This window comes from Vibrio sp. CCB-PB317, assembly GCF_022808245.1.
Taxonomy (GTDB): Bacteria; Pseudomonadota; Gammaproteobacteria; order Enterobacterales; family Vibrionaceae; genus Vibrio; species Vibrio diabolicus.
Map to the genome: position 1 here is coordinate 1 of NZ_JALGNU010000002.1, position 26,835 is coordinate 26,835.

A 26,835-nucleotide genomic window follows, 5' to 3' on the forward strand; every position below is an offset into this window, starting at 1 on the left:
CGTAATGTTTGAATTGACTGTGCTGAATCCGAAGATTCAATGGTCACTTCGTATCATTGAAACCTAATTTGAAACCGCTCTTTATTAAGAGAAATTTCTAATTGGATTATCATCAACGAGTGCCCACACAGATTGATAGGTCTATATTGTTAAAGAGCTTGCTTCGTAAGCTTTGCTATCGAAGCGGAGGCGTATTCTAAGGAATTAACTTTCAGTGTCAAACACTTTTTTAAATTAATTTTTAGAAGCTTTTCTTTCGCCTTATTGCCAATTGCTTTTGCGTTTCCGCTTTGCCCTGACAACGGAGGCGCATTATAGGGAGATGATTTTTCTTGGCAACCCCTTTTTAGAAAAAAACTTAAAAAAAAGCATCGAGTGATTAAATCTCACTCAAACGCTTAATTTTAGCACTCAGTTGTTAACTTCAAGTAGCAAATAGGCAATCAGTATGTGTCTACCCAGCTCTCTTTAAAGCTGGTGATATCAAGATCCAGTGATTGCGCCGCTTCGATTTGCTCAATTGCCTCTAATTCTTTATTTACACTATTCATCGTCAATGTGTTGTTGTCTAACTCAAACACTTGTTGTTGCGTTGTGTAATAGAACTTAAGCGTAGTGAGCGCTTTTACATCGTCATTGCTCGCGGCTGCTTTAATGCTTTTTAGTTTACGAAATATTTTGTTGTGCAGTTGCTTTAGCTTCCAAACGTACAACACCTCTTCCATGTATGGCCGAGTTTTAATTTGATTCAATAAAGAGAGGGAAGTTGCGACTGCGAGAACGACACCAATCAAATTCCAATGGAAGTTTCCCGTTGATTGTTCAGGTACGACTTCAGTGTTGCCAAACAAAACAATCAGCAAGGTACTAAAGGCAAGAGATGAGATAGCGAGCAACGCAACAAAACCGCCAATCACCAGGTTTACTTTCTTTTTATAAATGTCTTTATTTATCTTTTTGATTTCCATATACCGCTCCTAACAGGGTTGCCTCCTATTCTAACCAGCACACTCCGCACGACAATCGAAGCTTTGTAAGTAAGTTCACATTTACTATTAAACTCGCATCCCTACCCTGCTTGGGTATATACTTCCGCGCATTCACTCTTCCTATATAGAGGCTAAACTCATGCGCTCTTTTGTTTTACGAGCTCGCGCGGCGCCAACCACCAGCAAAGCACTATTAGAAGGTGTTGGTAACGAGGCGCATACCGAGATCCTTGCTCATACCATGATGAACACCATGTTCGTGGCACAATCTCACCGTGAAGATGTGGTTGTCCACTTGGTATTAGAGAGCACGAAGGATTACTCGCGCACGATTACCATTCGTTCAAACGACATTACCAATATTGGTGGTTTTCACGAGTCAACGTTGATCGCTGCCGTTGCCCGTGCGTTGGACGCATCTGTTGGTATGGGTAAAGAGCAGCTTCGTGAAGTCGAACCTGGTATCACCGTTCGTACAGTGAGCTTCGAACGCTTGGTTCAAGAACTAGCCGAAGATCACCAGCTTTATATGTTGGACAAGAAAGGCGAATTTGTTCGTGACACAGAAATTGGTGAAAACCCATGTTTCTTGCTAACCGATCACATCCCGATGCCGAAGAAGTCGTTCAACAGCTTGAAGCGCCTAGGTACTGAGAAGATCAGCTTAGGTCCTAAGATGCTTTTCGCTTCTCAGTGTGTGGTATTGATCCACAATGAGTTGGACATCCGCGAATTTTAGTTATTCGCGTACACGTTGCTAGATGATGAAAGAGGACTCGATTGAGTCCTCTTTTTTTGTTTCTGACTTTCTATGCAACGCTTATTTACCACCAATGCTCAAACGAGCAAAGCGAACGTCTGGCGAGAAGAAAGTGCGGCTATCGTTGATTAGCTGAGTATCACCTACTGCCTCAACTTCTTGCAGCATCTTGTAGAAGTTACCCGCTACCGTGATCCCACGAACTGGTTGAACGCGCTCTCCATCACGGCACAAGAAACCACTCGCACCAAATGAGAAATCACCACTGACAGCATCTGCACCAGAGTGAACCCCTTGCAGTTCCACTAATTCTAGGTATTCACCTGCATTGACTTCTGACGCATTGCTGTTGCCTGTCGCAATCACTTTGTGATTCGCTGACACGTCTAAGCTCGATTTTGCACCGCGAGCAGCACTTGCCGTCGACACTGCACCCAAATAACTCGCTGTTTGGCTATTGTGCAATAGCGTATTCAGTTGGCCATTGGCGATCAACACATTGTCTTGGGTGGCAAAACCTTCACTATCAAACCCTGCGATAGCCATACCATTCGGCATGTATGCCGCATCGGTAAAGGTAATCAAGTCACTCGCAACACGTTGACCAAGCTTATCACCCAGTGGCGTAATGCCTTTCATCGCGCTTACACCAGAGAAAGCACTGCCGAAAGCACCGAATAAACTTGCCAGCGCATTGATGTGGAAAATAGCGGGGTAGTTACCCGTCGCAACCGGTACACCTTCAAGAAGATCACGAGCAAGGTTGTAACCGCCTTCTATACAATAAGCTGGATCCAACTCATCAAAACGACGACCTAGCGACATTCTTCCCGCCATCGACTGTTTGCCGTCTTTTTCAAACAGGGTATACGCGTAACAAGTGAACGATCGCTCGAAATGTTGACATAACGTACCTTGAGTATTCGCGATGATGAGCTGAGTTTCACCGTCACTGTAACCATTGTATGGTGAGCTTGAAGCGTGAGGCAGAGCCACAACACCTTGCTCAAGCGCAAGGGACAGTTCAATTTTCTCATCGACCGATGTGGTATCGTCTTGCGCAATTTCTGCAATATCAGTGGTGATTTTGCTGTTTACGCAGCTGATGGTTTGATGTTCATCTTGCTTGGAAAAGCGAGCACTTTGCAGCGCGTTTGTGAGCATCAAATCTAAACTTGGTTGCTCTAGTGATTCAGAATAACTTGTCGCGACACGAGCATCTTTAATAACTCGAACACCCAGCACTTGACTTGAGCTTACTTTGTACTCATCCAGCTTGCCTTGGTTTGCTTTCAGCGAAAAGCTGCTGTTGCGGTTTACAATGACGTCCGCTTCTGCGCCTTGACGCTTTGCTTCTGATAGGACGTAATCAACCGCATTAAGAAGTTGTTGTTCTTGGCTCATTAGTTACCGCCTCCTACCAGAATATTATCTACTTTCAGTGTTGGCTGACCGACTGTTGTTGGTACTGAACCACTTACTGAACCACACATGCCCGGCGCAAGCGCCATGTCTTTGCCGACCATGCTGATTTCTTTCAACACTTTTGGACCCGTGCTGATCAGCGTTGCTGTTTTCAGAGGTTTGGTGATTTTGCCATTTTCAATGAGGTAAGCTTCACGAACAGCAAAGTTAAACTCGCCCGTTCCCGGTTGAACCGAGCCGCCGCCCATCTTCTTCGCATAGATACCACGTTCGATGCCTGCCAGCATGTCGTCAAGTGAATGCTCGCCTTCTTCGATAAAGGTGTTACGCATCCGCGAGGTTGGTGCGAACTTGTAGTTCTGACGACGACCAGAACCCGTAGGCTCATAACCTGTCTTCATGCCACCCATTTTATCGACCATAAAGCTGGTTAGCTTACCGTCTTTGATCAATTGAGTGCGCTGAGTCTTCATGCCTTCGTCATCAACATGAATCGAGCCCCATTCGTTGGTCATGGTGCCATCATCAACTGCATTCACTACGGTGTGAGCAACCATTTCGCCCACCTTGTCGTGGAATACGGACGCTTTCTTCGCAACCGAAGTAGTTTCGAGTAAGTGACCACACGCTTCATGGAAGATAACGCCGCCAAAGCCGTTACCAATTACCACTGGCATTTCACCCGATGGACAAGCATCCGCGCCAAGTTTCACTAACGCTTGCTGCGCGATAGTTTGGCCCAGCTCTTTCGCATCTATCTGCTCACTGAACTCCCAACCGGCAAGAGCGCCAGGACCTTCCATACCAGAAGACTGCTCATTACCTTTTTGAGCAACGGTGTTACCCGCCACACGAATGTAATGACGCGTATCGTCAACGTGTAGACCTTCTGAGTTGAAGATAGACACTTGCTGTTCGCGCTGAAGCACACTGCCAATGAACTGGCTGATATGTTCACTCTCTGCACGTGCTGCTTGGTCAACTTTCAATAGAAACGCGATTTTTGAATCTAGGTTAGCATCCTTAGTTAGCGGCATGCGGCAACCATGTTGGATTGGGTAGCGGTTCAAATTCAAAGAACCCGCTGACGCGATTTGCTCACGCTTGTCTTTTGCAGCAAGCAGCGAGGTTACGCGCTTTAGTTCAGTTTCATCAGTGCTGTTGGTGTAACCGTAAAGCACCTTATGACCGAAAAAAAGACGAATACCGATACCAAAATCGATACCCGAGTTAACCTTATCCACTTCACCAGATGCGATCTGGACAGTGTTGGTTTGGTGATGTTCAACGAATAGTTCAGCGAAATCAGCCCCCAAAAAGAGTGCATGATCGATCACTGACTTCGCTGTTACAGAATTAAGCATGAAGTCTCCTTGCTCGATGATCGTCTTAGCCTTCCTAATTAACTGTGAAAAAGTTCAACAAAGTTAAATTGGCAACACGTTAAATTTTAACAGTTTTTTAACCTTGTTTTGTGCTAATCCTTGCTTAACGAGACCACGATTATTTATTAAATATTCCAGGTTCTGCTCATTCACCAGAGCGTTGCACTAGTAAATTCCACACAGCAAACCATTTAGGGGCTTACTTTATCACTCACCTCGCATAATTGAATACTCATTATAATTACGCTCAAAAAACGTATCCCTTCCGCAATGGTCCTGCTATCATCCGAACGAAATAGTCGGGGGGCCACACGACAAGTGTTGGCTGAGATCGAAATTCGAGACCCGTTGAACCTGATTCAGTTAGCACTGACGTAGGGAACTATGCACACTTTGCCTTTCGTCGCCCCTCTTAGGTAAGCGATAGCGATCGAAAAATCGATCTATCTGCAACGGTCAAAGTCAGTTCCTATACGTCTTGTAGTAGGAGCGACCATGACGCAGCAATCACAACCTCATTCACATCACACGCCAGCCTTGCCTACCCCTATCGTATTGACCATCGCGGGCTCAGACAGTGGTGGCGGTGCAGGTATTCAAGCCGACATCAAAGCGATGTCCGCAACCGGCAGTTTTGCTTGCTCGGTAATCACGGCGATTACTTCGCAAAATACCCAAGGCGTTTCTGCGATTTTCCCCATTCCTCTCGACCATGTAGAGAGCCAACTTGATGCAGTATTTACCGATCTCAATATTGTAGCGGTAAAAGTCGGCATGCTGGCGGATTCGAACATCATCAAAGTGGTGGCAAGCAAGATCAGACAGTACCAGCCTAAACATCTTGTGATAGATCCCGTCATGGTCGCCACCAGCGGCGATTTGCTACTTGAGCAATCAGCGATCAGCACATTAAAAGAAGAACTAATTCCTCTGGCAGACATCATCACTCCTAACCTGCCAGAGGGTGCCGCACTGACAGGTAAGCCTGTACCTCAATCTGAGGCAGAAATGAGTGACATGATTGACGACCTTCGTGCGCTTGGTGCCAAAGCCATTCTGCTCAAAGGCGGTCACCTTGAAGAAGATGAAAACAGCAACGATCTGCTGATCATGCAAAACAGTGCCGAGTTAATCAGCGCCAAGCGTTTCCCAACCCAAAACACCCACGGTACGGGCTGTACACTGTCTTCCGCTATTGCGTCTTACCTTGGTCAAGGCAACAACCTGCACAAAGCCGTGCATTTAGGAAAACAGTACATCAGCCAAGCCATCGCTCATGCGGATGAATTGGAAGTGGGGAAAGGTCACGGACCAGTACATCACTTCTTTGCGGGTCATACCTATGTTCGCTAACGCGATTGGCATTCAGCTTTCCGACGCCAGTTTGCAATACAAAGACAGCCAAACACCGACTTTAGCGGGAGTGAACATGGTCATTCCTATCGGTCAATGGACGGTATTACTCGGGCGAAGTGGCTGCGGAAAAACCACGATATTGCGTTACTTAGCTGGCCTACTGGATAACCAAGTTGACTGGCATGGCAAACTCATCACAACCGATGGCGCCGCACTGCATGACCGTATCGCTTACATGGCTCAGCAGGATTTATTGCTGCCGTGGCTTAACGTGCTGGATAACGTCTGCCTCAGCTCGCGCTTTTCTCACGCCAACTCAAATTCAGCGGATGAGAAACAACGCGCTCTCAACTTGTTAGAGCTCGTTGGGTTGGCAGATTACGCTTACGTCGAACCCGCTCAACTCTCCGGAGGTATGCGACAGCGCGTAGCCCTTGCTCGCACTCTGATGCAAGACAAACCTTTGGTTTTAATGGATGAACCTTTCTCGGCATTGGACGCCGTGACTCGCCACAAATTGCAAACTCTCTCTGCCGAGTTACTAAAGGACAAAACCGTTGTCTTGATTACGCACGATCCACAAGAAGCAGTGCGATTGGCACACCAACTCTATGTGTTGCAAGGCACGCCAGCTCAAGCACAGCACTTGGTTGTTCCAAACTCCAAGCCACCAAGAGCTCTCGATGGAGAGTGCGCAGTTCTGCAGCAAGCGATTTTGGATCAGTTGGAGAAAGACTATGAGTGATATGACTCAGTACAACTCCGTTTCGGCGCGTATTAGTAAAAAGGAACGCGTAACTCATCCGGCGTTGCGTCTGCTGATCAGCGCAGCCGTGATCTTAGGTTTGTGGCAACTCATTGTAGTGGTGTTTGACATGCCAAGCTTCATCTTGCCTTCGCCAATTGAAGTATTGAATAGATTAGTGACTCGATACGACGTGCTACTCAAACACACTTGGGTAACAGCACAAGAGATCCTACTTGGCTTGGCGCTTGGATTATCGATGGGTTTGCTATTCGCTTTGCAAATGCTGATGTTCGAGCCGCTCAAACGCTGGCTATTGCCGATTCTTATCGCTAGCCAAGCGATTCCTGTGTTTGCTATCGCGCCAGTGCTCATGCTTTGGCTGGGTTACGGCATTGCATCGAAAGTAGTAATGGCGGCGATCATCATCTTTTTCCCCGTCACGACATGTTGCTACGACGGTTTACGCAATACACCAACTGGTTACCTCGATCTTGCCAAAACCATGGGCGCATCGAAATGGCAATTACTGCGCCATATTCAACTACCTGCCGCCCTGCCAACGTTAGCGTCTGGTATTCGTGTTGCCGTGGTTATTGCGCCGATTGGTGCCGTGGTAGGTGAATGGGTTGGTTCAAGTGAGGGCCTAGGCTATCTGATGCTGCAAGCCAACGCTCGCATGATCATCAATGAAATGTTCGCGGCGCTGTTTATTCTCGCCGCACTGTCTATCACACTCTATTTCACCACTGACAAATTACTGAAAAAAGCCATTCCCTGGGAAAACAAATAGGGAAATAAAAAGGAAGAACCCCGTGAATAAAAACAAACTCATGAGCGCTGTAACTCTGCTCGCATCAATTGTTTCAACTAACGTACTTGCTGCCGAAAAAGAGCTTACTTTAATGCTGGATTGGTTCGTTAACCCGAACCATGGCCCTATAGTGATTGCACAAGAACGAGGCTACTTTAAACAGCAAGGTTTGAAGGTAGATATCCAAGAACCCGCCGACCCAAGCACACCACCTAAACTAGTTGCAGCTGGCAAAGTCGATATGGCGATTTCATACCAACCTAGCCTGACCATCGACGTAGCGGCTGGCTTGCCATTAATTCGCTCTGCGACCTTAATTGCAACTCCCCTCAACACGTTGATGGTGTTGGATAACGGTAAGAACGATAACCTTGGCGACCTTAAAGGCAAGAAAATCGGTATTGCTATCGCAGGTAACGAAGAGGCGACAATCGGCACCATGCTTGCGCAGGAGAACGTGAAGTTTTCTGACGTGCAAATCATCAACGTCGGTTGGGCGCTGTCTTCGTCTCTTGCGTCTGGCAAGGTGGATGCGATTTGGGGCGGTCTACGTAACTTCGAAACCAACCAACTTGCATTAGAAGGTTATAAAGCTAAGGCCTTCTTCCCTGAAGAACACGGCGTGCCAGCGTATGACGAGTTAGTCTTCGTAGCCAATGCGAAAACCTACGACAAAGAAGCCATCAAGGCATTCAACAAAGCACTAGAACAAGCAACCACTTACATCGTTAACCATCCAAAAGAGTCGTGGAAAGAGTTTGTGGCTTATTCACCAGACACGCTCAACAACGAGCTCAACCAACGCGCTTGGAACGACACGCTAACTCGTTTCGCTCTTCGTCCATCTGCAGTAGATCTGAAACGCTACGATGATTATGCCGAATTCATGTATTCACAAAACATCATCGAAACACTGCCAAAAGCGAAAGATTACGTACCGAACTTTGACTAATTCTACTGACCTTAGGATCTAAGCCTAGGGTCTTTTGATAACGAGATACCCATAATGAAATACCAAGATTTGATCGACGCTTGCCGCCAAGATTGGCAAGAATACACCGAGCATGCCTTCGTGCAGCAATTAGCCAAAGGCACACTGGCTCAACCTTGTTTTCTGCATTACTTGAAGCAAGATTTCTTATTCCTAAAACAGTACGCGCGAGCTTATGCGCTGGCAATCTACAAAGCACGTACGTTAGATGACATGCGCCGCGCACTACCAAGCGTACATGCGCTTTTAGATTCAGAGATTGCCCACCATGTTACCTACTGCGGTCAGTGGGGATTGACGGAATCTGATCTCGAAAACGAGCCGGAAGATTTTGGTACGGTGGCTTACACGCGCTACGTATTGGATGCGGGCATGACGGGCGACTTAGTTGACTTGTATGCCGCGCTCGCCCCTTGCTCCATCGGCTACGCCGTCATTGGTAAAATGCTGATTGAAGATGAAAACACGGTATTCGAAGGCAATCCTTACGCAAGTTGGATTAACTTGTACGGCGGTGAAGAATTCCAATCAGGCGTGGCAAGTGGGGCCGAACACTTTAACCAGCTGCTGGCTGAAATCGACATCCACAGCCAGCGCGGTCAAAACCTAATTCAGGTCTTCAAAACCGCAACGCGTATGGAAGTGGCGTTTTGGCAACAAGGTCTAAACGCGCAATAAGGTTAATTGGAGAATCTCATGTTAATAGAACAAATCACTCAAGCATTAACCGCAGTGCGTCAGCAAAAGCCTTTAGTCGTGAACATTACCAACTACGTGGTGATGAACAACACGGCGAACGCTTTATTGGCTATCGGTGCTTCGCCTATCATGGCGCATTCAAAGCAAGAAATGGCAGAAATGATGTCGTTTGCTGGCGCTTTGGTGATCAACATCGGCACCCTAGACAGCGTTTGGACACCGCGCATGAGCTACGCCGTAGAGCAAGCCAACTCGAACGGCAAAATCGTTGTGCTCGACCCTGTCGGTTGCGGTGCAAGTTCACTGCGCACCGAAACCTCGCGCGAAATCGCCCGCCTTGCAAACAAGTTAATCATTCGTGGTAATGCGTCGGAAATCATTGCTCTCGCTGGTGAGCAAGCGCAAAGCAAAGGTGTAGATGCACTCGACAGTAGTGGTGCAGCCCTTGGGGCGGCTCACTTCTTAGTTGAAGAATACGGAGCGAGCGTGGTGATCTCCGGCGAAACTGACTACATCGTGACAAAAGAGCAAACCGTCCAGCTGAATAATGGTCACGAGATGATGCCATACGTAACGGGCATGGGCTGCACACTAACGGCACTGACTGGCGCTTTCGCAGCAATCGGCGACGAAACGGGCCTTGCTGCGGCAGCGGTGCTTGGCGTTGTGGGTGAAATTGCGGCTGAGCAAGCGCGAGGGCCAGGTAGCTTGCAAATGCATCTTTTGGATGAGCTTTACCAACTGGATGAAGAAACATTGGCAACACGTCTTAAATTACAGGTGAGATAAATCTCTTCTCAATGCTTTAAACGCCTCTCACTCCTAGGTGAGTCAGAGGTAAAAGGAAACACAATGAACGCCTATCGTTTGTATTTGGTCACCGACGACCAACAAGATTTATCCACTCTCAAACACGTTGTAAGAAAGGCGGTAGAAGGTGGGGTCACCATGGTGCAGGTGCGTGAAAAACATGGTGACGTTCGTGCATTTATTGAACGAGTTCAAGCCGTCAAGACGATCCTTGAAGGCACTGGAGTCCCGTTAATCATCAATGATCGTGTTGATGTTGCCCTTGCTGTTGATGCTGATGGTGTCCACTTGGGGCAATCAGATATGCCCGCAACTATCGCTCGCGAGTTGATTGGACCAAACAAAATTCTCGGTTTATCCATCGAAAATGAAGAGCAGCTTGCAGAAGCGGACTCTCTTCCGATTGATTACATCGGTTTGAGCGCGATCTTCGTGACGCCAACCAAAACCAACACCAAAAAACATTGGGGTATTGATGGTTTGAAGATGGCGTTAGAGACGACTTCACTACCGATTGTTGCCATTGGCGGCATTAACGAGAGTAACATTCCGCAGCTTAGCGCCACTGGTGTTCATGGTTTGGCTTTGGTTTCTGCCATTTGTCATGCAGAAAATCCAACCAAAGCAGCAGAATACTTACTTTCTCTGATGGATTAAGACCCCAACGCTTAAGGATGAGCGCCTTTACCCTTCGGATAAATGTCATCAATTCATCACTCAGCCTTCATTCTCTCGTCAAATTGACAAAGCGTTGATAAGTTTTTCACGCCAGATAACGTAAGATAAGCCCCTTATTTTCACGTGGTTGAATAACCCTCAATAAAAACAAAACGCTCTCAATGAAAACCAAAAAATATGGATTGATGATGCTCGCCTTGTTTGTTCTTGGCATCATCCCAATGTCGCTGTTTGGCTCTTATCATGATCTCACCTCACAGGTGCCTGAAAGTCTGGGTATTACTTTTACTTTGCTCACTGATTCTGCTGGCAGCAAAGGCTTTTTAATTACCTTAACACTGCTACTGCTTTCTTTATTTCGCTTTAAACCAAGTCGCACTGAGTGGATGCAAAAACTCTCAATGTTAGGGCTGTTACTTGTGATTGGCTTTGCCAGCAAAACGGGGCTAAAACTGATGACAGAAAGCCCGCGCCCGTACACGGAATTGCTCGCAGCAGAACAATTGATTGAAACACCAGAAACGTTTTATCAGTTGGAGACAAAGCAACAAGCCAACGTAATTAACCAGATTTCTGAACAAGTCAGTGATTGGCGGACACGCCATTGGCAAGGCGAGAAAGACTATTCTTTCCCATCCGGCCATACGATTTTCGTTTCGATTTGTTTGGCTTTCTTTGGTGGGTTGTTCTTACAGAACAAGTGCTATATTTCTGCACTGTCATTATGGATGTGGGGAATGAGCATCGCATATAGCCGCTTATGGCTGGGCATGCATCGCCCTGAAGATTTAATAGGCTCGGTCTTGTTTGTCGCGATTGTATTTACTTTACTCCCGACATTTCAAATTAAGAAACAGATGCCATTTGTTTCTCTCGCTTCGCGCTAATGTGAACGATGACTAGATAAAAAAGAAGCCAGCGATTCGCTGGCTTCTTGCTTTCAAGCGCTACTTTTTTCTAGCCATTTTTTGGTGGTTCAAACGCCGTTAGTTCTAATTCTGGGCCAGTGTATTTTTCAATACGAACCAGTGCCGAGTTCGCCGCACAGCCGTTTGCAAGTCGAGAGGTCGGAATATCCAACGTTAACACGTTACAACCGCCGTTCTTACAAATGCCGGTTTTCGGATCCAAATCCGGCCAACCGCCTTCATGAATACACACTGAACCTTGCTTGATTCGGTCAGTCACTTCTGCACCAACCAATACTTGGCCACGGTTGTTAAACGCACGAACTAGATCGCCCGTTTTAATACCACGCGCTTTCGCATCTTCAGGGTGAATCCAAATAGGTTCACGGTTTGCAATTGCGTACTCTTCGCGAATCTTCGCGTAGTTAAACTGGCTGTGTAGACGATGCGCTGCGTGCGCGGTCATCAGCTGCAACTCGCCATCTTTTGCATTGCCGGTGTACTCGGTTGGTGCCATCCACGTTGGGTGTGGAGGACAGTCTTCCAACTGGTAACCTTCAATCGTTTTCGAGAAGATTTCAATCTTACCACTTGGCGTACCTAGCGGGTTCATGATCGGGTCTTCACGGAAATCCGCGTAACGAACAAACTGTGCGTTCTTCTCGTTCCACTTCATCTCGATCAGTTGGTTATCTTCCCAGAACTTGCTGAAGTTCGGCATTGCTACGCGAGAGCCACGGCCACCTTGTTGCGCCACCTTGTAGAAGCCGTACAGCCATTCCATTTCAGTTTTACCTTCGGTGTACACATCACGTCCACCCGGTGCTAGCATCTCCGCCATGTCCGCGAATACATCGAAGTCATTACGCGCTTCACCTTGCGGCTCAACCACTTGCTTCATTGGCACCAAGTGTTGGTTACTGTAGTCACCCGTCATCGTTAAGTCGTTGCGCTCGAACGATGTGGTGATTGGTAGGACGATGTCCGCGTGCTTCGCAGCCGCTGTCCAGTAAGGTTCTGAAATCACGATCAGTTCAGGCTTTTGCCATGCTTTAATCAAGCGGTTGGTGTCTTGGTGGTGAGTAAAGTTCGCACCACCTGCCCACCAAATCATCTTGATATCTGGGAACGTCAGTTCATGGCCGTTGTGATGGTAGGATTGACCTGGGTTTTCCAACGCCTCGACAATACGCGCCACAGGGAAGCTTTGCACCGCGCCAGATACCGCCCAGTCGTTACCCGCAGAAGAGCCGCCACCCAGTGATGCTGAAATCGCAGGAAGCACGCCAGCGTCACGAGCAGGGTTACCACCGTTTGAGTAGTGGTAAGAGAAACCAAAACCACCGCCCGGTAAGCCGATTTGACCCAACATCGTTGCCAGTGTAACCAGCATCCAGTGACGCTGTTCACCGTATTGTTGGCGCTGCATGCCCCAACCCGCCATCAGCATGGTGCGGTTTTTACTGAAGATGTCAGCTAAGAGCTCAAGTTGCTTCGCAGGTACGCCACAGATTTGCGATGCCCACTCCGCTGATTTTTCTACGCCGTCTTCTTCGCCCATCAGGTACGCTTCAAATTTGTCGTAACCAGCGGTGTATTTATCGAGGAAGGCTTTATCGTGCTTACCTTGTTTCACCAAGGTGTGTGCGATACCCATCATCATCGCTACGTCGGTCATTGGGTGAGGAGCAATCCACTCCGCATTCTCGCCAAAGAACTCGATGGTTTCAGAACGAATAGGGTCAATCGCAATAACCGTCTTGCCTGATTTTTTTAATTGATGGAAGAACTCAAGACCAGCACAGTCTGTTGAGCTCCACGCGATTTTTAGGGTGTTGATCGGGTTTAAGCCCCAAAGTACAACCACGTCGCTGTGCTCTAGTACCACTGGGTACGTGGTTTGTTGCTCGTACACTTCGATAGAGCCCACAACGTGCGGCATGATGATCTGCGCAGCACCCGTTGAGTAGTCACCCAAGTGGCCTGAATAGCCACCCGCCATGCTCATGTAACGTTGCAGCAAGGTTTGTGCTTTGTGCAACACGCCACTTGAACGCCAGCCGTAAGAACCAGCAAACACAGAAGCTGGGCCATATTCTTTGCGAATTCGCATGTGCTGCTCGTGGATCAGCTTGTAAGCCTCATCCCAAGACACACGCACAAACTCATCACTACCGCGCACACCTTCTGGCGACGATGGGTTTGCCAAGTAGCCTTTACGTACCATTGGGTACTTCACTCGCGCCTTGGTATGCACTTGGTCAGGCCCAGTAGTTTGTAGACTATTTGGTACAGTTTGTGGCAGAGCATTAGTAGTCGAAACCAACTTACCATCTTTCACTTCACATAACATTGGGCCCATGCGGCCCGCTGTCAAAATGCCCTTGCCACGCTGGTTTGAAGACGCAACAGACATAGGTGCAAAAGAAGTAAATGCCATGGCGCCAGCCGCCATACCTGTGCCTTTTAGAAATCCACGACGGGTTAAATTAGTCATAATCTTATCCTTCTATTTATCGTTAGTGACCAACCACATCTTTCGCGTGGTGCTGGAAGAACTTAGTAAGAATTTCTAGGTTTTCGGCAGTGATGTCTGTTCGATCACCCATACTCTTCGCCACTGGTCCCCATGCGTTCACCGTGAAGTGATTTGAAGGAATTTTCGCGTGACAAGTTGCACAATAAACGTTGTCTAGCTCTTCTGCGTATGACCAAACTGGGTCAAGCGTATCCACAACAGGAGAATCGATCGTGCCTGTTAGTGACACTGCGCGCCATTCGTTGCCGTAAACGTCGGCCTTAAACTCACCGCCCTCAAGAGCTTGCTGACCTTGCTCGGTTAGCGTTGCTACGATGGCACGTTGACCTTCACCCATGTACAGCACTTGCTCTGCGCCTTTCATTTGGAATGCGTCCAACTTAACAGTACGCTCATCACCTTCAGAGCTGATTACTTCTAACTTCGTCGTTGGGTTAATTTTACCCATCTCACCCATTGCGATTTCAGTCACAGGGTAAACGACTTTGGCACCAGGTGATGTTTTTGTGGTGAAGCTCATCAACGTTTCAAATGCCTTGCTGTCTAGCTCAGCTTCTGGTGCAAAGTGAGCAACGCCTTTGTGACAATCGATACACGTTTGATCGTTCGCTTTTGCGTACTCGTGCATTTTCGCTGCATCGCGAGATTGCTCAAATTCTTCCATCGCGTCAAAGTCGTGGCAAGAACGGCACGTTGCAGAGTCGTTTTCACGGAACTGCTCCCACACCATCTCCGCAAGCTCTTTGCGGTGCGCTTCGTATTTTTCTGGCGTGTCGATCTTGCCAGTCACGAACTCATGGTAGATGTCTTTCGATGCACGAATCTTCGTGATCAGGTAGTCCATCGGTTCTTGTGGGATGTGGCAATCAGAACACTCGGCACGAATGCCTTTCGCATTACTGAAGTGCACTGAGCCTTGGTACTCTTTGTAAGGGATTTCCATAGAGTGGCACGAGAGACAGAACTCAGTATCAGAGGTGTAATGCATCACCGCTGCAGTACCACCTAATGTTAACCAGCCCACACCAATGCCGGCAGCAACCAGCAGTGCAACATATCGTTTTTTTATTGACATAATTAGCAACACTTCCAAATAAAATGTAATTATAGATCGCAAAATACTACTTTATGGGTAGCTTTCTCTTGATCCACATCATTTCCGTGTTGCTCTATGTGTCTCAAGTATGAAATTTCGTTATTTTCATCCCACAAATGAATATTCAGTAAGAATTCATTCCCCAACTAGACATTCACCACACAAATCACTTTTGTAAGTGCAACCGTTTGATTAAAGAGATAAGAGGATGAGAAACTGGCTCTCTACATAAATGCTGTAAGGACACGCATGTCAGTTTATATTGAGACTCACCGAAGCCAATTAAGACCTATCGAAGCCAGCGATTGGGAACTATTTCAGCGATTACATTCCGAACCAGAGATCATTGAGCTCTGTTTTGATCGCCCGAGCGAAAAACAAATAAAAGAAAAATTTGCTTCGCGATTATTACCATGGACACCAGACAGTCAGCACTGGCTTTGCCTCGTCATACTCGATAAGCAATCTGAACAACCGATTGGCGTCACTGGCCTTGCCATTGAAGAAGGTAACGCAGAGGTGGGGTACTTACTTTTGCCTGAATTTCATGGCCTACAGTTTGGAACAGAAACCCTTCAAGCGCTTCTAAATTGGGCTAGAGCAACACATGACATCGACCGCTTTTCCGCTACGGTCACTGAAGGGAATATTGCTTCAGAGCGTGTTCTCATGAAGTGCGGATTCGAGCTATCTGAAGTCATTCCTGACGCATACCAAATTGGCGACAAGCGTTACGCCGATAAAATCTACTCGCTACAAAAATAAGGATGTATTTTGAATAAAGTAGTCATCGTTACTGGCGCAAGCCGAGGCATTGGAGCCGCAACAGCGAAAAAACTGGCCGAGCAAGGCTATGCCGTGTGTGTTAATTACCGTGCGCAAAGTGAAGCAGCTCACCAAGTGGTCAGAGACATACAAGCAAATGGCGGAAAAGCGATCGCCGTTCAAGCAGATGTATCTGACGAGCAACAAGTGCTCTCCTTGTTTGATGAAACAGAACGTGAATTTGGTGCAGTGACGCACTTGGTCAACAACGTTGGCATTCTATTTACTCAGTCACCGTTGGCGGAAATCAGCTTGGAACGCTTTCAGAAAGTAATGAACACTAATGTGAATAGCTGCTTTCTCTGTTGTAGAGAAGCGGCGAAGCGATTCAGTACTGGTGGCGCAATTGTGAATGTTTCTTCTGGGGCATCACGCTCAGGCGCGCCATTCGAATATGTCGATTACGCCACATCAAAAGGCGCAATGGATACCTTAACCAAAGGGCTATCGCTTGAATTGGCAGACCGAAATATTCGCGTCAATGGCGTTCGACCTGGTTTCATTTATACCGATATGCACGCCGATGGTGGAGAACCAAACCGAGTGGATAGGCTCAGCCCTCAAATTCCACTGAAACGGGGCGGTACGGTAGAAGAAGTGGCGAATGCGATCGCTTGGCTACTCAGTGATGAAGCTTCTTATGTTACAGGCTCTTTTATCGATCTTTCAGGCGGTAAGTAAAATGGAAGTCAACATTCGACAAGCAACTCCTGACGATTTGGATGCAATTTTTGAATTAAACCTACAAATCAACGCACTGCATTTTGCCAACGCGCCTGAAGCTTTTGTAGCACCTTCGGAAGACGACCGAGCGTTCCTCACTCAGGCTCTCGAGAATGATGAACGCTTGTTTTTAGTCGCAGAACATGAAAAGGAGGTAGTCGGCTTTTTAACCGCGATGATCACTCAGAATGAAACCGTCAGCTTTCTGATCAAAGATCCAATTTGTCGAGTAGGAACGATTGTTGTCGATGAGGAGCAGAAGCAGCAGGGCATCGGTCGCCAACTGCTTGAGGCCTGTGAGCAATGGGCGCGCGATGCCAATGCTACACAAGTTCGATTAGAAGTGATGGAATTCAATCAACCAGCACAGCGGTTTTACGACAAGCAAGGTTTTAAAACTAACTCACGCATTATGCTGAAACATTTGTAACGATAACGACAATTAAGCGCTTTTCACGACTAAAGCCACCTAAATCGCATTTATCGATGCAATTTATCCCCTGATTTTAGAAAAGACGATATGATGTGCGGATAAAGGAGATTCGAACATGATTTATCTTTTCGATTGGGGGAACACCTTAATGGTGGATTTCCCTCACGCACAAGGAAAAATGTGCGATTGGGAACACGTAGAAACGATTCCTCTGGCCAAAGAAACACTGGCAACACTTTCCCAAAATCATGCTATTTACATCGCGACCAGTGCGTCTGATTCCAACATGGAAGAGGTTCAGCGTACGTTCGTCCGCGTCGACTTAGACCAGCACTTAAATGGCTACTTTTGTTTTGCCAATCTCGGCATCGCTAAAAAACAACCTGAGTTTTATCTTGCTATCGCAAAACAGCTAGGGGTTAACGTGAGTGAGTTAACTATGGTTGGCGACTTGCCTCATAAAGACATTTACCCTGCAATGCAAGCTGGCGTAAATACGATTTGGTTTAATCCAACAGGAGCCAATGCGCCAGCCGATCCCATTCCGAATCAAATTCGCTGTTTATCTGAACTCGTACCTTAACCATCACTAACCTGCACTAATCAAGGAAGATGAATGCAAATCAGACCCATCCAGGTAAGCGATATCGAGCGCTTTACCGAACTGTGGAACCGAGTCTATGCCGAAGGTAAATACCTGCGCAGTCCGGCTCCAGATAAAGACACCCTGACCAATATTTTACGTCGCGTAGAACTTGAATCGATTCCTCAATTTGTTGCTTTGGACCATCACGTTCTGATTGGTAGTGTAGAGATTTTTCCTGCCGAACTGTGCGGTTATGAAGGCGGTCAACTCACTAGCACAGGCATTTTAGGTATTCATATCGATAGAACATTCAGAGGAAAAGGGCTAGGTAAGCAGCTATTGTCTGTCGCACTTAAAAGTGCCTGGGAATATGGTTACGACACCATTGTACTTAATGTTTATAAGGACAACCTTGCCGCGATAGCGTTGTACGAACGATTTGGATTTGAGCACCATGGTGAACTAGGAGAAGTCACTCTCCCCAATGGCGAAGTGTTGATGAGTCAGAAGATGATGTTAAGCGCGCCTAACAACCCTCAGTAACGTGCCCTCGGACGATAGACTCTGTGGATGCTTGATTTACATAATAGAAATAGCATGCCTCTTCTGCCAAGGTATACCCTTGCGGCCAAATGTACACCACCCGATCAAGACCTGACTGGTCGACAAATTGATAATCGGGAATAGACACAAAGTGGGTACTATTTGGGTGTTGCTGACCAATAATACAAAAGTCACTGCCTTTGCAGGGAACATCAATTTTGGACACGCCACTCTGCGGCAAATCGATTTCTAATAACGCGCCAATGCTATTGGCGCTCGCTTCTGGCATACCACTTAAGGTTTTTACGTTCCTATCAATATAGTGGACTTGGTTTTGCTCGGCAGCATTGTCTATCACCACTCGGGCGTTAAAAAATTTAAGCGCGGTACCCAATGACGAATTGGAACTGTGTAACATCGACGCATAGGCTTGGCGATGAATGTGGAGTAGTGTTGGCAACGCAGCCAAAGCGATGAAAGCCAAAGTGGCGAGCACTATGGTGATTTCCATCAGCGTAAATCCCTTTGATTTCACGTTTCCTATCTCAACTAGCCCAAGACAATAGCCCCACATCCATGTGAGACCGAGCCAATATATCGCCAATTTCTTACGATTAAAGGCCCAAGGGGTAAGAAGAGACAAACACCACTCAAACTTGAGAACAGCAGCCAAAGAGCGGTGCAACAAAACGACGCTATGTATCAGATATTAGACGATTTTCACTCTCTAGCTATTGAGTAAAGGCACATTATTTCGCACCAGACCACGACGAACATTCGTGCACATTTTGCCAAAACGACGAATTTCATCGAATTGCGGAACAATGCCGCGCTCCATAGCCGATTCCCAATAGCTCAGCTCTGAATCCACCATTTCCAGTAACTTCTTCGGACAACCGATGCACTGCCCTTCCGGCCCACACACAAAAGTTTCCGGTTCGTAAATCGGTAGCTCAGCTTTTACTTGCTCGATGATATTACGCATCGCGGTCATTCGATCTGGCTTTAACGTCATCACTCTGCTCCACGGATTAAGATGAAGCAGAATTGTACTCACTGGCACGTGAATGTCCCTACCCAATTTAGGTATATTCTGTTTGAACCGATTTTTTTATCGTCAGCTCTGGCTTTTTAACCACTAGATAGACCGCAGTGGCCGCCAATGCAAAGCCAGAAATGCCCATCCAATCAAACGACTCACCAAACGCGAGCCAAGCTTGAATCGCGGTTGTTGGCGGCACTAGGTAAAACACAGACGCCACACTCGAAGACGCGCCATTTCTCACCATGTACAGCAGCAGCAGGATGGCCACACAAGAGAGCACGACGACCAACCACAGCACGGTCAAAATAAACTCCAGTTCCCACTGAACTTGCATGGTTTCAAACTGCATCGCAACAGGCAGAAACATGATGAGTGCGGCCAAATATTGCACCGTCGCACCACCAACCATATCCACCTGTTGGCAATGTTTTTTCTGATACAGCGTCCCTAACGTTATACCAACCAAAGACAGTAAACAGACTCCAATGGCTAAGAACTTATGTTGCTCAGACTGCCACTCCATGTTTCCCATCAGCACCATAGCGATGCCGACAAAGCCAAGAGCCAAACCCAGCCATTGCGAGGGTTTAAATTCCTCACGAACAAACACCACCAGCAAAGCCGCGGTTAAAATCGGCTGAATGCCCACCAGCAACGAACTCAACCCCGCAGGCATACCCAAATCAATAGCGAAATAAGTGCCGCCTAAATAGAAGCCATGGATCAACACACCCACCACACAGCTGTGCCAGAAATCGCTTCCTGTTGGCAACCTTCTACGCAACATCGCCACAAGAACCAAAAACAGTAAGACATTGAATGCCATACGGATAGAAAGTAGTGTCGCTGGCTCGGCATACTGCAAACCAAAACGCGCACCAACAAATCCAGAAGCCCAAAGGATGACAAATACAAAAGGGATGGCTCGGATTAACATGATCGCCTCACTCACGCTTGTTTTATGTTTTGAGATACTGTTAATGTAATTAGGTACAGTGTTTTCAAAAAGTGACAGATGGAAGTGTTTTTATGGGTACAGATTTATTGGAAAGCGGTGAAGGGAATAAGTACCTCGTGGTGGAAAAGCACCTTAAACAAGCCATCAATGGTGGCGTTTACCAAGTGGATGATCGACTGCCCTCCATTCGCTCATTGAGCCAAGAATTAAGCGTCAGTAAAAACACCGTGATTCGTGCGTATCAAGAGCTGGAAGCGCAAAACTTGGTGTACTCGGTTCCCAAGTCGGGTTATCGAGTAAAAATCGCCTTGCCGACCTCTCGCTCAATTCCGGATCCGACTCGCGTGGATTTGCTCTCGATCTGCAAAGAAATCCTCACGTACCCTGAATACCAAGAGCGTTTGCCCGCAGGCTCTGCCCACCCAAACATTGACTCCCCCGCGATCAAAAGCTTGTACGCCGAGATTGGCCGCCACAGCCGCCAGCAAACGCATGTACCGAGCCATTACCAATTGCCACCCGGTGATCACCTCTTAATCAAACAACTGGCGAAAATCACACAAGATTTGGGCACGCCAACCAAGTTGGATGAGATCATGGTGACGCACGGCGCGCAGCAAGCAATTAGCCTAGCGCTGCGCGCAACGACACAAAAAGGCGATATCGTCGCGGTGGAGTCCCCTTGCTATTTTGGTAATTTATTGATGCTCGAATCACTCGGCCTCAAAGTGGTGGAAATTCCGAGTTGCCCACGAGACGGTATGTGCCCCGAAGCCTTAGCAAAAGCAATGGCGACATGGGACATAAAAGCGATCATCGTAACGCCAAACTTCACCAACCCAACTGGTGCCATGATGCCGCTAGAAAAGCGCCAGCAATTGCTATTGGCGTCTGGCAATATTCCTATTATCGAAGACGATGTGTTTGGCGGGTTAAGTTATAACAAGCCTTTGCCAAGCTTGAGGTTGCTCGATGACAAGCAACGCGTAATTTACGTGAATTCGTTATCCAAAACGCTCGATTCGCGTTTGAGAATTGGTTGGATGTTGGCGGGGCGATATCGAGATCAAATTGAGCAATATCTACTGTGTGAGAACATGGGCAGTTTGAATCTGATGCAATCTGCCGTGGCAACGTTTCTAACGTCAGGCAAGTATCGAACGCATACTGCGCGAATGGGTCGGGTTTATCAAAACAACATGCGCCGATTTATCCAGATGCTTCATCAATACTTAGATGAATACGAATCTCTAAAAAATCGATACCAGATCAACGCCGTGCAAGGTTCGTTCTTGCTTTGGTTGCGCCTGCCCAAAGAAACGGACAGCTATGCGTTGTATCAAGCGTGTAATCAACACAGAATCAGCCTACTTCCCGGTACCGTATTTGGCACTCAAGGACAATATCGACATTGCGTGCGCCTCAGCGTAGCAAACTTTGGTAGTGAAACCGATTGGATTCACGCGATGCAAACACTGGCAAAGTTGATAGCAAAGCATGTTCGTTAACTCGCTCTTGCTAAATGAACTTATGCCCGCATACGTAGACTGGTAACAACAAAAAACTCCACGCAAAGGTGGAGTTTTTTCGTATCGTTATCGCCCTCAGTGCGACTTAATTTGCCACATTCTCGCGACGTTTTCGGCTAAATTGGCAACGTTGACGTCGGCCTCTTTCATGGCCTCAGGTAAGCTCATCGCCCTTGGTACACAAGCAAACACCGCATCAATGCCGCACTCATAAACCGCCTGATAGTTGTCGCCCACACAGCCTGCTAATGCAATGACTGGTAAATTACACTGCTTAGCCACCTGAGCAACGCCCATCGGCGTTTTGCCATGTGCGGTTTGATGATCGATTCGACCCTCGCCTGTAAATACGATATCCGCATCCGCAACATGCTGAGCAAGTTTGACCGTTTCAAGCACAATCTCAATTCCCGGTTGCAAACGTGCTGGCGTGTACCCAAGCAAGGCCGCTCCCATACCACCAGCAGCACCCGCCCCTTCACGAGTCAGTACGTGCTTACCCGTCGCTTGTTCCGTCAACTCGCCAAACTTGCGCAATGCGTTATCGAGCAGAGTGACGTCTGACGCCGTCGCTCCCTTTTGTGGGCCAAAGATAGCCGACGCGCCTTTGTCACCACAGAGTGGGTTATCAACATCGCACGCTACCAACACTTCGCAAGTTGCTAAACGAGGGTCAAGACCAGAAATATCGATGGACGCAAGCGCCGCTAACCCGTCTCCATTTGGGGTAATTGCATGACCAGATTCATCAAGAAACGCCACCCCCAACGCGGTCAACATGCCCACGCCACCATCATTGGTAGCGCTGCCACCCAAACCAATGATTAAGCGTTGAATACCTCTGTCTAGCGCGTGTTTGATCAGCTGTCCGGTACCAATGCTGCTGGTCAGTTTTGGGTCGCGAGCATCACTCGGCACAAGGTGCAGCCCACTGGCCTCCGCCATTTCAATAACCGCGGTTTCGCCGTCGCCGAGGATGCCATAAAACGCTTCAACATCATTCCCTAATGGCGCGGTCACCGTTGTGAAGACTTGTTCGCCTTGAGTTGCATCAATCAAAGATTGAACCGTGCCTTCGCCACCGTCTGCGACCGGAACCGTAACAAACTCAGCATCATGCCATACGCGAGCAAGACCTGTTTTGATCGCCTCGCTCACTTGTTTGGCGGTTAAGCTTTCTTTAAATGAATCAGGTGCAATTACCACTTTCATACGTATTTCCAGAGACTTATAAGAGAACGAGGCTCAAAATGTACACCAATGCCATTGCCGTGACACCTTGAACGAGCGTAGCCATGGTTTGCGCGCGGTACGCTAAGCCCACCGACATGCGACTAAACTGCGAAACTACCCAGAAGAAACTGTCGTTTGCATGAGAAACCGTCATCGCACCTGCACCGATCGCCATCACCGTTAATACGCGGCCCATTTCTGAATCGAGCCCCAATTGCGTAAGCATAGGCGCAACCAAAGCCGATGTGGTCACCAATGCAACCGTTGATGACCCTTGCGCCGACTTTAGCGCAGCCGCAACGATAAATGGCATGAAAATACCCACGCCCAGCGCCGATAGCGTCGTACCTAAGTATTCACCTAGCGGCGTGGCTTTTAATACCGCGCCAAATGCACCACCCGCACCGGTAATCAAAAGAATAGGCGCAGCAGCCGTAATACCTTGGCTGATTCGCTCGCCAAATTCTTCAATCTTGTTGTCTGACTTGAGTAGGCGAACAGAAAGGAACAGGCCAATCACCAATGCCGTTAGTGGCTGTCCTAAGAAAGTCAGAACATCAAACACAAAACCTTCGCCCAACGGTAAGCTTGGGAATTTCGCGATAGAGCCAAAACAGATCAATAAGATAGGAACAAAAATAGGAGCGAATGCTTGGCTCGCCGTTGGCAATTTGCCGTAAGACGCTTTGAGTGCTTGCCAGTCTTGCTGAATTTCTTCTACGGCTTCAATGCCATCTGGTTCAACATGTTGGAATCGGTTCGCCCACAGCATACCCGCTAACGCCGCAACCGCTGCAACAAACACACCCACACCAATCACTAAACCAAGGTTAGATTCCAGGCCTAAGTTACCCGCAGCGGCAATCGGGCCAGGAGTTGGCGGCACAAACGTGTGCGTCGCGTATAGGCCAGTAGCCAACGCTACACTCATCGCAACGCTTGAGGTTTTTAAACGCTTCGCGAGTGATTCTTTGAGCGAGTTCAGAATGACAAAGCCTGAATCACAAAATACCGGAACAGAAACGATGTAACCGATGATGCTCATAGTCAATGTTGGGAAACGCTCACCCAACACTTTAATAACCGTATCGGCCATGGTGATCGCCGCACCACTTTTTTCCAAAATAACACCGATGATGGTACCTAAAACGATAACCAAGCCGATGTAACCAAGGATGCCGCCAAAGCCAGAAGCAATGGTTTTGGCAATGCTATCTGCCGGTAAGCCGTAAGCAAATGCCGCAAGGAACGCTGCGATGATCAGCGCTAAAAAGGGATGTAATTTGAATTTGGTGGTCGTGAGCACAATAAATGCGATCACCCCAAGCAGGATTAATATAAGGTTCATGATAACTCCATTTATTCTTATTTTGCTGAGCGAGTCCGTGTTGGCTCACTCAACATGTAGGGACGCATGAATTATTAATCGTTTGCTTTCGAATTCCTTTAGGCGGAGTGACAAATGATGTGGTCAAAAAATGACGCGTATTGTGCAGATGCACAATATTACGACATTTTTGAGAGCCGAGTCGCAATATAAAGCTCCGCTAACCCCACAAAATTGGTGGTTGGTAGGCCCGTTATCTCGGTGATTTTTTCTAACCGATAACGCAGAGTGTTCCGGTGAATAAACAGCATTTTAGAGCATTCCGTCACATTGCCATTGCATTCAAACAACGCATCTAGGGTTTTCAGTAATTGCCCGGATTTGTCTTTCTCTTTCAACCGTTTCACGCCATCAATAATTTGTTCACCTTGCCAAATATCCGCCAACGGCGCTAACAGCACAGGCAAACGAAGTTCGTCGAACAGGTACTTACGTTTCTCTGGGTAGAACTGCTTGCCAATGGCTAATACTTGCTTCGCACTTTGGTATGACAACGCGACATCTTTAGGCTCATTAAACAACTGCCCTAGCGCAATGTGAAACGTATGCGAATCGTGATCGCTTAAACGCGACATCAACTTATCAATGCGCTCACTTTCAACTTGGCTATCCCACTGCTTGGCGGAATGACACGGTTTCAACACCACAATTTCATTCACCGAGACAATCGCAACCAGGTTGTTACGCTCTGGGTATTCAAGCAGCTCAACAATATTGCGCACACTCTTCATGCTTTTTGAGGCGGACGGCGTCGAGACTTCAATCACCGTTGCCACCCGTGGTTGAGTAATATCGATAGAAAGACGCATCGCCCAATCTTTCAGCTCTTCATCGGTCAATTTGCCATTGATCCAAGCCAGAATAAACTCTTCGCGATGACGTCTGTCCCACTGAAATTTTTCCACCAGCGCGGCTTGCTCGATTGTCAATTCAGCGGTCATTTTGACCAGTTTGGCGAAATCTCGAATTTTCTCGGGCTCGCCTGTCACACCAACAATACCGACCACGTCTCCATGCAATTTCAACAGCATATTGATTCCGGGTTTGACACCCTGCAACGTCAAACATTGCTGCTCATTCAGCTCTAGTGAATCGCCGTGATTCAACGCCAATACCGCGCCATCATGCACTTGCCCAACGCGTTTGGGATCGCCACTGCCAATGATGATGCCCGCTGAGTTCATCACATTTACGTTGTGACCAATGATGGACATGGTTCGATCGACAATTTGCTGTGCTAGAGAGTGGTCGAGAATAACCATTTCGATTTTCCAGATTGACAATTTAATCATTCAATAAATCACAAATAGCCAACTGTCGCGATGATGCAGTTAAAAATAACTGAAGCAGCTCAAAGCATTACTCAATTAACCACACGATAAAAATGGATTAAACCCTCATTTTGAGCTGAGAGTTATATACTTAGAACAAAGGTCACCGATGCATTCATCACTGTGCATCGATACCGCTCGTCTACCTACAGAGGAGGAAACAACATGGAATTACGTAATAAATCGGGTGAAGTCGCAAAAATTGCAGATAACCTCACATTAAAGGAAATCACAGAAATGGGCTACACCGTAGATTTATGCGATGAAGCATTTGACCCCGGTGAGCATTGGAAAGCGGAAGGTAAAACGCAAGGTATGGGCGAGTACCCAGAGGAGTAAACGTCCTAACGGGCCAGCGCACGAAGTGCTCCATAAACAGAAAAACCGAGCGACTTAACGCTCGGTTTTTTACTTTTGAACTTCTTGAATAAACAAGCCCATCTCTTCAAGATAATTGCCGTTTGAGCATCCCCAATCGGTGACTTCAATCAGCTCGGTAACTAACTGTCCAGATTCATCATTTTGTACTCGCTGCACAAACGCTTCAAAACGTTCGAACTGCGCCTGAGTTTTAATGCCATGCACAGCATATTCTACAAGCAAGCCGTTGTATGTCTGCCAACGCTGTTCACCTGAAACATCACTGCTTAAAATTACAGAGCACTTTTGTTGAATGTTCTCAACCGCATCATTTCTTGGCGGCGTGACTGAAGAACATCCAACCAAAATAGTACCTAGCGCCAATAGCGTAACTTTTGTCTTATTTATCATATCGTTTCCATATGTACTGCCGCGATATAGAAATATTATTACACATGACAAAGATCATCGAGAGCGCCTCGCAGATTAATTAACTGATGAACTGTAAAATCCGTGCCAGTCTTAACACTGCGCACTCCGAACTCGTAACAACTCTTGCTAACTCATTAAAATGTAAACAAATAGTAAAATCACGTTTACGCAGTACGCTACCAGCAAATTAATTTGTCCCTCCTTTATTATCAATAGGCGTGCAATAATTAGGGGTCTACTCCCAACCATTTGAAG

General features: G+C 47.3%; 28 protein-coding genes and 1 riboswitch. Of the genes, 16 read left to right on the forward strand and 12 right to left on the reverse strand.

Features of this window, described 5'->3' with window-relative positions; translation table 11 throughout:
• Window positions 1-443 precede the first annotated feature (443 nt).
• Window positions 444-968, reverse strand: a complete 525-nt coding sequence (locus MTR11_RS09155) for a DUF3087 domain-containing protein (RefSeq protein ID WP_053809661.1) — start codon at window positions 966-968, stop codon at window positions 444-446.
• A gap of 160 nt (window positions 969-1,128) precedes the next feature.
• Here MTR11_RS09155 and trmY point away from each other — a divergent pair, with 160 nt between their 5' ends.
• A complete protein-coding gene (gene trmY / locus MTR11_RS09160; RefSeq protein WP_053809662.1) occupies window positions 1,129-1,728 on the forward strand; it encodes a tRNA (pseudouridine(54)-N(1))-methyltransferase TrmY in 600 nt (199 codons plus the stop codon).
• An 81-nt stretch (window positions 1,729-1,809) separates the two neighbouring features.
• On the opposite strand, the gene MTR11_RS09165 is transcribed toward trmY, so the two are convergent.
• Together MTR11_RS09165 and MTR11_RS09170 are read right to left on the reverse strand one after the other, a co-directional pair.
• Entirely contained in the window at window positions 1,810-3,153 is a 1,344-nt protein-coding gene (locus tag MTR11_RS09165) for a TldD/PmbA family protein (RefSeq protein ID WP_243327362.1), read from the reverse strand.
• Window positions 3,153-4,538, reverse strand: a complete 1,386-nt coding sequence (locus MTR11_RS09170; RefSeq protein WP_243327363.1) for a TldD/PmbA family protein — start codon at window positions 4,536-4,538, stop codon at window positions 3,153-3,155. The genes MTR11_RS09165 and MTR11_RS09170 overlap by 1 nt, the downstream gene beginning before the upstream one ends.
• A gap of 311 nt (window positions 4,539-4,849) precedes the next feature.
• A riboswitch (TPP riboswitch) is annotated at window positions 4,850-4,957 on the forward strand.
• Between the two features lie 97 nt (window positions 4,958-5,054).
• Between MTR11_RS09170 and thiD the strand changes: the two genes are divergently transcribed.
• From thiD to MTR11_RS09210, 8 genes are all read left to right on the forward strand, one after another.
• Window positions 5,055-5,912 carry a bifunctional hydroxymethylpyrimidine kinase/phosphomethylpyrimidine kinase gene (gene thiD / locus MTR11_RS09175; RefSeq protein ID WP_243327364.1) on the forward strand — a complete coding sequence of 286 codons (858 nt, stop codon included), beginning with the start codon at window positions 5,055-5,057 and terminating at the stop codon, window positions 5,910-5,912.
• Window positions 5,902-6,660 (forward strand): ABC transporter ATP-binding protein, encoded by a 759-nt coding sequence (locus MTR11_RS09180; RefSeq protein WP_243327365.1) that lies wholly within the window; start codon window positions 5,902-5,904, stop codon window positions 6,658-6,660. Before thiD ends, MTR11_RS09180 begins: the two co-directional genes overlap by 11 nt.
• Window positions 6,653-7,453 carry an ABC transporter permease gene (locus MTR11_RS09185; RefSeq protein ID WP_243327366.1) on the forward strand — a complete coding sequence of 267 codons (801 nt, stop codon included), beginning with the start codon at window positions 6,653-6,655 and terminating at the stop codon, window positions 7,451-7,453. Before MTR11_RS09180 ends, MTR11_RS09185 begins: the two co-directional genes overlap by 8 nt.
• Before the next feature lie 22 nt (window positions 7,454-7,475).
• Window positions 7,476-8,426 (forward strand): ABC transporter substrate-binding protein, encoded by a 951-nt coding sequence (locus MTR11_RS09190; protein WP_243327367.1) that lies wholly within the window; start codon window positions 7,476-7,478, stop codon window positions 8,424-8,426.
• Between the two features lie 54 nt (window positions 8,427-8,480).
• Entirely contained in the window at window positions 8,481-9,143 is a 663-nt protein-coding gene (gene tenA, locus MTR11_RS09195; protein WP_006740999.1) for a thiaminase II, read from the forward strand.
• Between the two features lie 18 nt (window positions 9,144-9,161).
• Window positions 9,162-9,953: a hydroxyethylthiazole kinase gene (thiM, locus tag MTR11_RS09200; RefSeq protein ID WP_243327368.1), complete on the forward strand. Its 792-nt coding sequence runs from the start codon at window positions 9,162-9,164 to the stop codon at window positions 9,951-9,953.
• A gap of 63 nt (window positions 9,954-10,016) precedes the next feature.
• Window positions 10,017-10,631 carry a thiamine phosphate synthase gene (gene thiE, locus MTR11_RS09205; protein ID WP_243327369.1) on the forward strand — a complete coding sequence of 205 codons (615 nt, stop codon included), beginning with the start codon at window positions 10,017-10,019 and terminating at the stop codon, window positions 10,629-10,631.
• Window positions 10,632-10,813: 182 nt separating this feature from the next.
• Window positions 10,814-11,539, forward strand: a complete 726-nt coding sequence (locus tag MTR11_RS09210; protein ID WP_170902862.1) for a phosphatase PAP2 family protein — start codon at window positions 10,814-10,816, stop codon at window positions 11,537-11,539.
• 70 nt (window positions 11,540-11,609) lie between these two features.
• Here the strand turns inward: MTR11_RS09210 and MTR11_RS09215 are convergent, their stop codons facing one another.
• A complete protein-coding gene (locus MTR11_RS09215; protein WP_104972195.1) occupies window positions 11,610-14,057 on the reverse strand; it encodes a trimethylamine-N-oxide reductase 2 in 2,448 nt (815 codons plus the stop codon).
• 22 nt (window positions 14,058-14,079) lie between these two features.
• Window positions 14,080-15,174 carry a NapC/NirT family cytochrome c gene (locus MTR11_RS09220; protein WP_005391870.1) on the reverse strand — a complete coding sequence of 365 codons (1,095 nt, stop codon included), beginning with the start codon at window positions 15,172-15,174 and terminating at the stop codon, window positions 14,080-14,082.
• A gap of 270 nt (window positions 15,175-15,444) precedes the next feature.
• Between MTR11_RS09220 and MTR11_RS09225 the strand changes: the two genes are divergently transcribed.
• The 5 genes from MTR11_RS09225 to MTR11_RS09245 all read left to right on the forward strand — a co-directional run bounded on the left by MTR11_RS09225 (window position 15,445) and on the right by MTR11_RS09245 (window position 18,305).
• Window positions 15,445-15,960 (forward strand): GNAT family N-acetyltransferase, encoded by a 516-nt coding sequence (locus MTR11_RS09225; RefSeq protein ID WP_243327370.1) that lies wholly within the window; start codon window positions 15,445-15,447, stop codon window positions 15,958-15,960.
• A gap of 9 nt (window positions 15,961-15,969) precedes the next feature.
• Window positions 15,970-16,701, forward strand: coding sequence for a glucose 1-dehydrogenase (locus MTR11_RS09230; protein WP_243327371.1), 732 nt, complete (start codon window positions 15,970-15,972; stop codon window positions 16,699-16,701).
• A 1-nt stretch (window position 16,702) separates the two neighbouring features.
• Window positions 16,703-17,173, forward strand: coding sequence for a GNAT family N-acetyltransferase (locus MTR11_RS09235; protein WP_065645278.1), 471 nt, complete (start codon window positions 16,703-16,705; stop codon window positions 17,171-17,173).
• 118 nt (window positions 17,174-17,291) lie between these two features.
• Window positions 17,292-17,759, forward strand: a complete 468-nt coding sequence (locus MTR11_RS09240; protein WP_243327372.1) for an HAD family hydrolase — start codon at window positions 17,292-17,294, stop codon at window positions 17,757-17,759.
• Between the two features lie 33 nt (window positions 17,760-17,792).
• Complete coding sequence (locus MTR11_RS09245; protein WP_074190229.1) at window positions 17,793-18,305, forward strand: GNAT family N-acetyltransferase; 513 nt, start codon at window positions 17,793-17,795, stop codon at window positions 18,303-18,305.
• Here the strand turns inward: MTR11_RS09245 and MTR11_RS09250 are convergent.
• The 3 genes from MTR11_RS09250 to MTR11_RS09260 all read right to left on the reverse strand — a co-directional run bounded on the left by MTR11_RS09250 (window position 18,289) and on the right by MTR11_RS09260 (window position 20,287).
• Window positions 18,289-18,879, reverse strand: coding sequence for a type II secretion system protein (locus MTR11_RS09250; RefSeq protein WP_413777595.1), 591 nt, complete (start codon window positions 18,877-18,879; stop codon window positions 18,289-18,291). The genes MTR11_RS09245 and MTR11_RS09250 overlap by 17 nt on opposite strands.
• Window positions 18,880-19,032: 153 nt before the next feature.
• Window positions 19,033-19,320 (reverse strand): hypothetical protein, encoded by a 288-nt coding sequence (locus tag MTR11_RS09255; RefSeq protein WP_243327373.1) that lies wholly within the window; start codon window positions 19,318-19,320, stop codon window positions 19,033-19,035.
• A 67-nt stretch (window positions 19,321-19,387) separates the two neighbouring features.
• Complete coding sequence (locus tag MTR11_RS09260) at window positions 19,388-20,287, reverse strand: DMT family transporter (RefSeq protein WP_150917253.1); 900 nt, start codon at window positions 20,285-20,287, stop codon at window positions 19,388-19,390.
• A gap of 92 nt (window positions 20,288-20,379) precedes the next feature.
• Between MTR11_RS09260 and MTR11_RS09265 the strand changes: the two genes are divergently transcribed.
• Complete coding sequence (locus MTR11_RS09265; protein ID WP_186437921.1) at window positions 20,380-21,816, forward strand: PLP-dependent aminotransferase family protein; 1,437 nt, start codon at window positions 20,380-20,382, stop codon at window positions 21,814-21,816.
• A 96-nt stretch (window positions 21,817-21,912) separates the two neighbouring features.
• On the opposite strand, the gene MTR11_RS09270 is transcribed toward MTR11_RS09265, so the two are convergent.
• The 3 genes from MTR11_RS09270 to MTR11_RS09280 form a co-directional block, all read right to left on the reverse strand.
• Complete coding sequence (locus MTR11_RS09270) at window positions 21,913-23,049, reverse strand: glycerate kinase (protein ID WP_048625545.1); 1,137 nt, start codon at window positions 23,047-23,049, stop codon at window positions 21,913-21,915.
• A gap of 16 nt (window positions 23,050-23,065) precedes the next feature.
• Window positions 23,066-24,418 carry a GntP family permease gene (locus MTR11_RS09275; protein WP_005391886.1) on the reverse strand — a complete coding sequence of 451 codons (1,353 nt, stop codon included), beginning with the start codon at window positions 24,416-24,418 and terminating at the stop codon, window positions 23,066-23,068.
• 158 nt (window positions 24,419-24,576) lie between these two features.
• Entirely contained in the window at window positions 24,577-25,719 is a 1,143-nt protein-coding gene (locus tag MTR11_RS09280; RefSeq protein ID WP_139060502.1) for a sugar diacid recognition domain-containing protein, read from the reverse strand.
• A 234-nt stretch (window positions 25,720-25,953) separates the two neighbouring features.
• Between MTR11_RS09280 and MTR11_RS09285 the strand changes: the two genes are divergently transcribed.
• Complete coding sequence (locus tag MTR11_RS09285; protein WP_005391896.1) at window positions 25,954-26,127, forward strand: hypothetical protein; 174 nt, start codon at window positions 25,954-25,956, stop codon at window positions 26,125-26,127.
• Window positions 26,128-26,196: 69 nt separating this feature from the next.
• On the opposite strand, the gene MTR11_RS09290 is transcribed toward MTR11_RS09285, so the two are convergent.
• Entirely contained in the window at window positions 26,197-26,559 is a 363-nt protein-coding gene (locus tag MTR11_RS09290) for a hypothetical protein (protein ID WP_006740983.1), read from the reverse strand.
• Window positions 26,560-26,835: the final 276 nt, after the last annotated feature.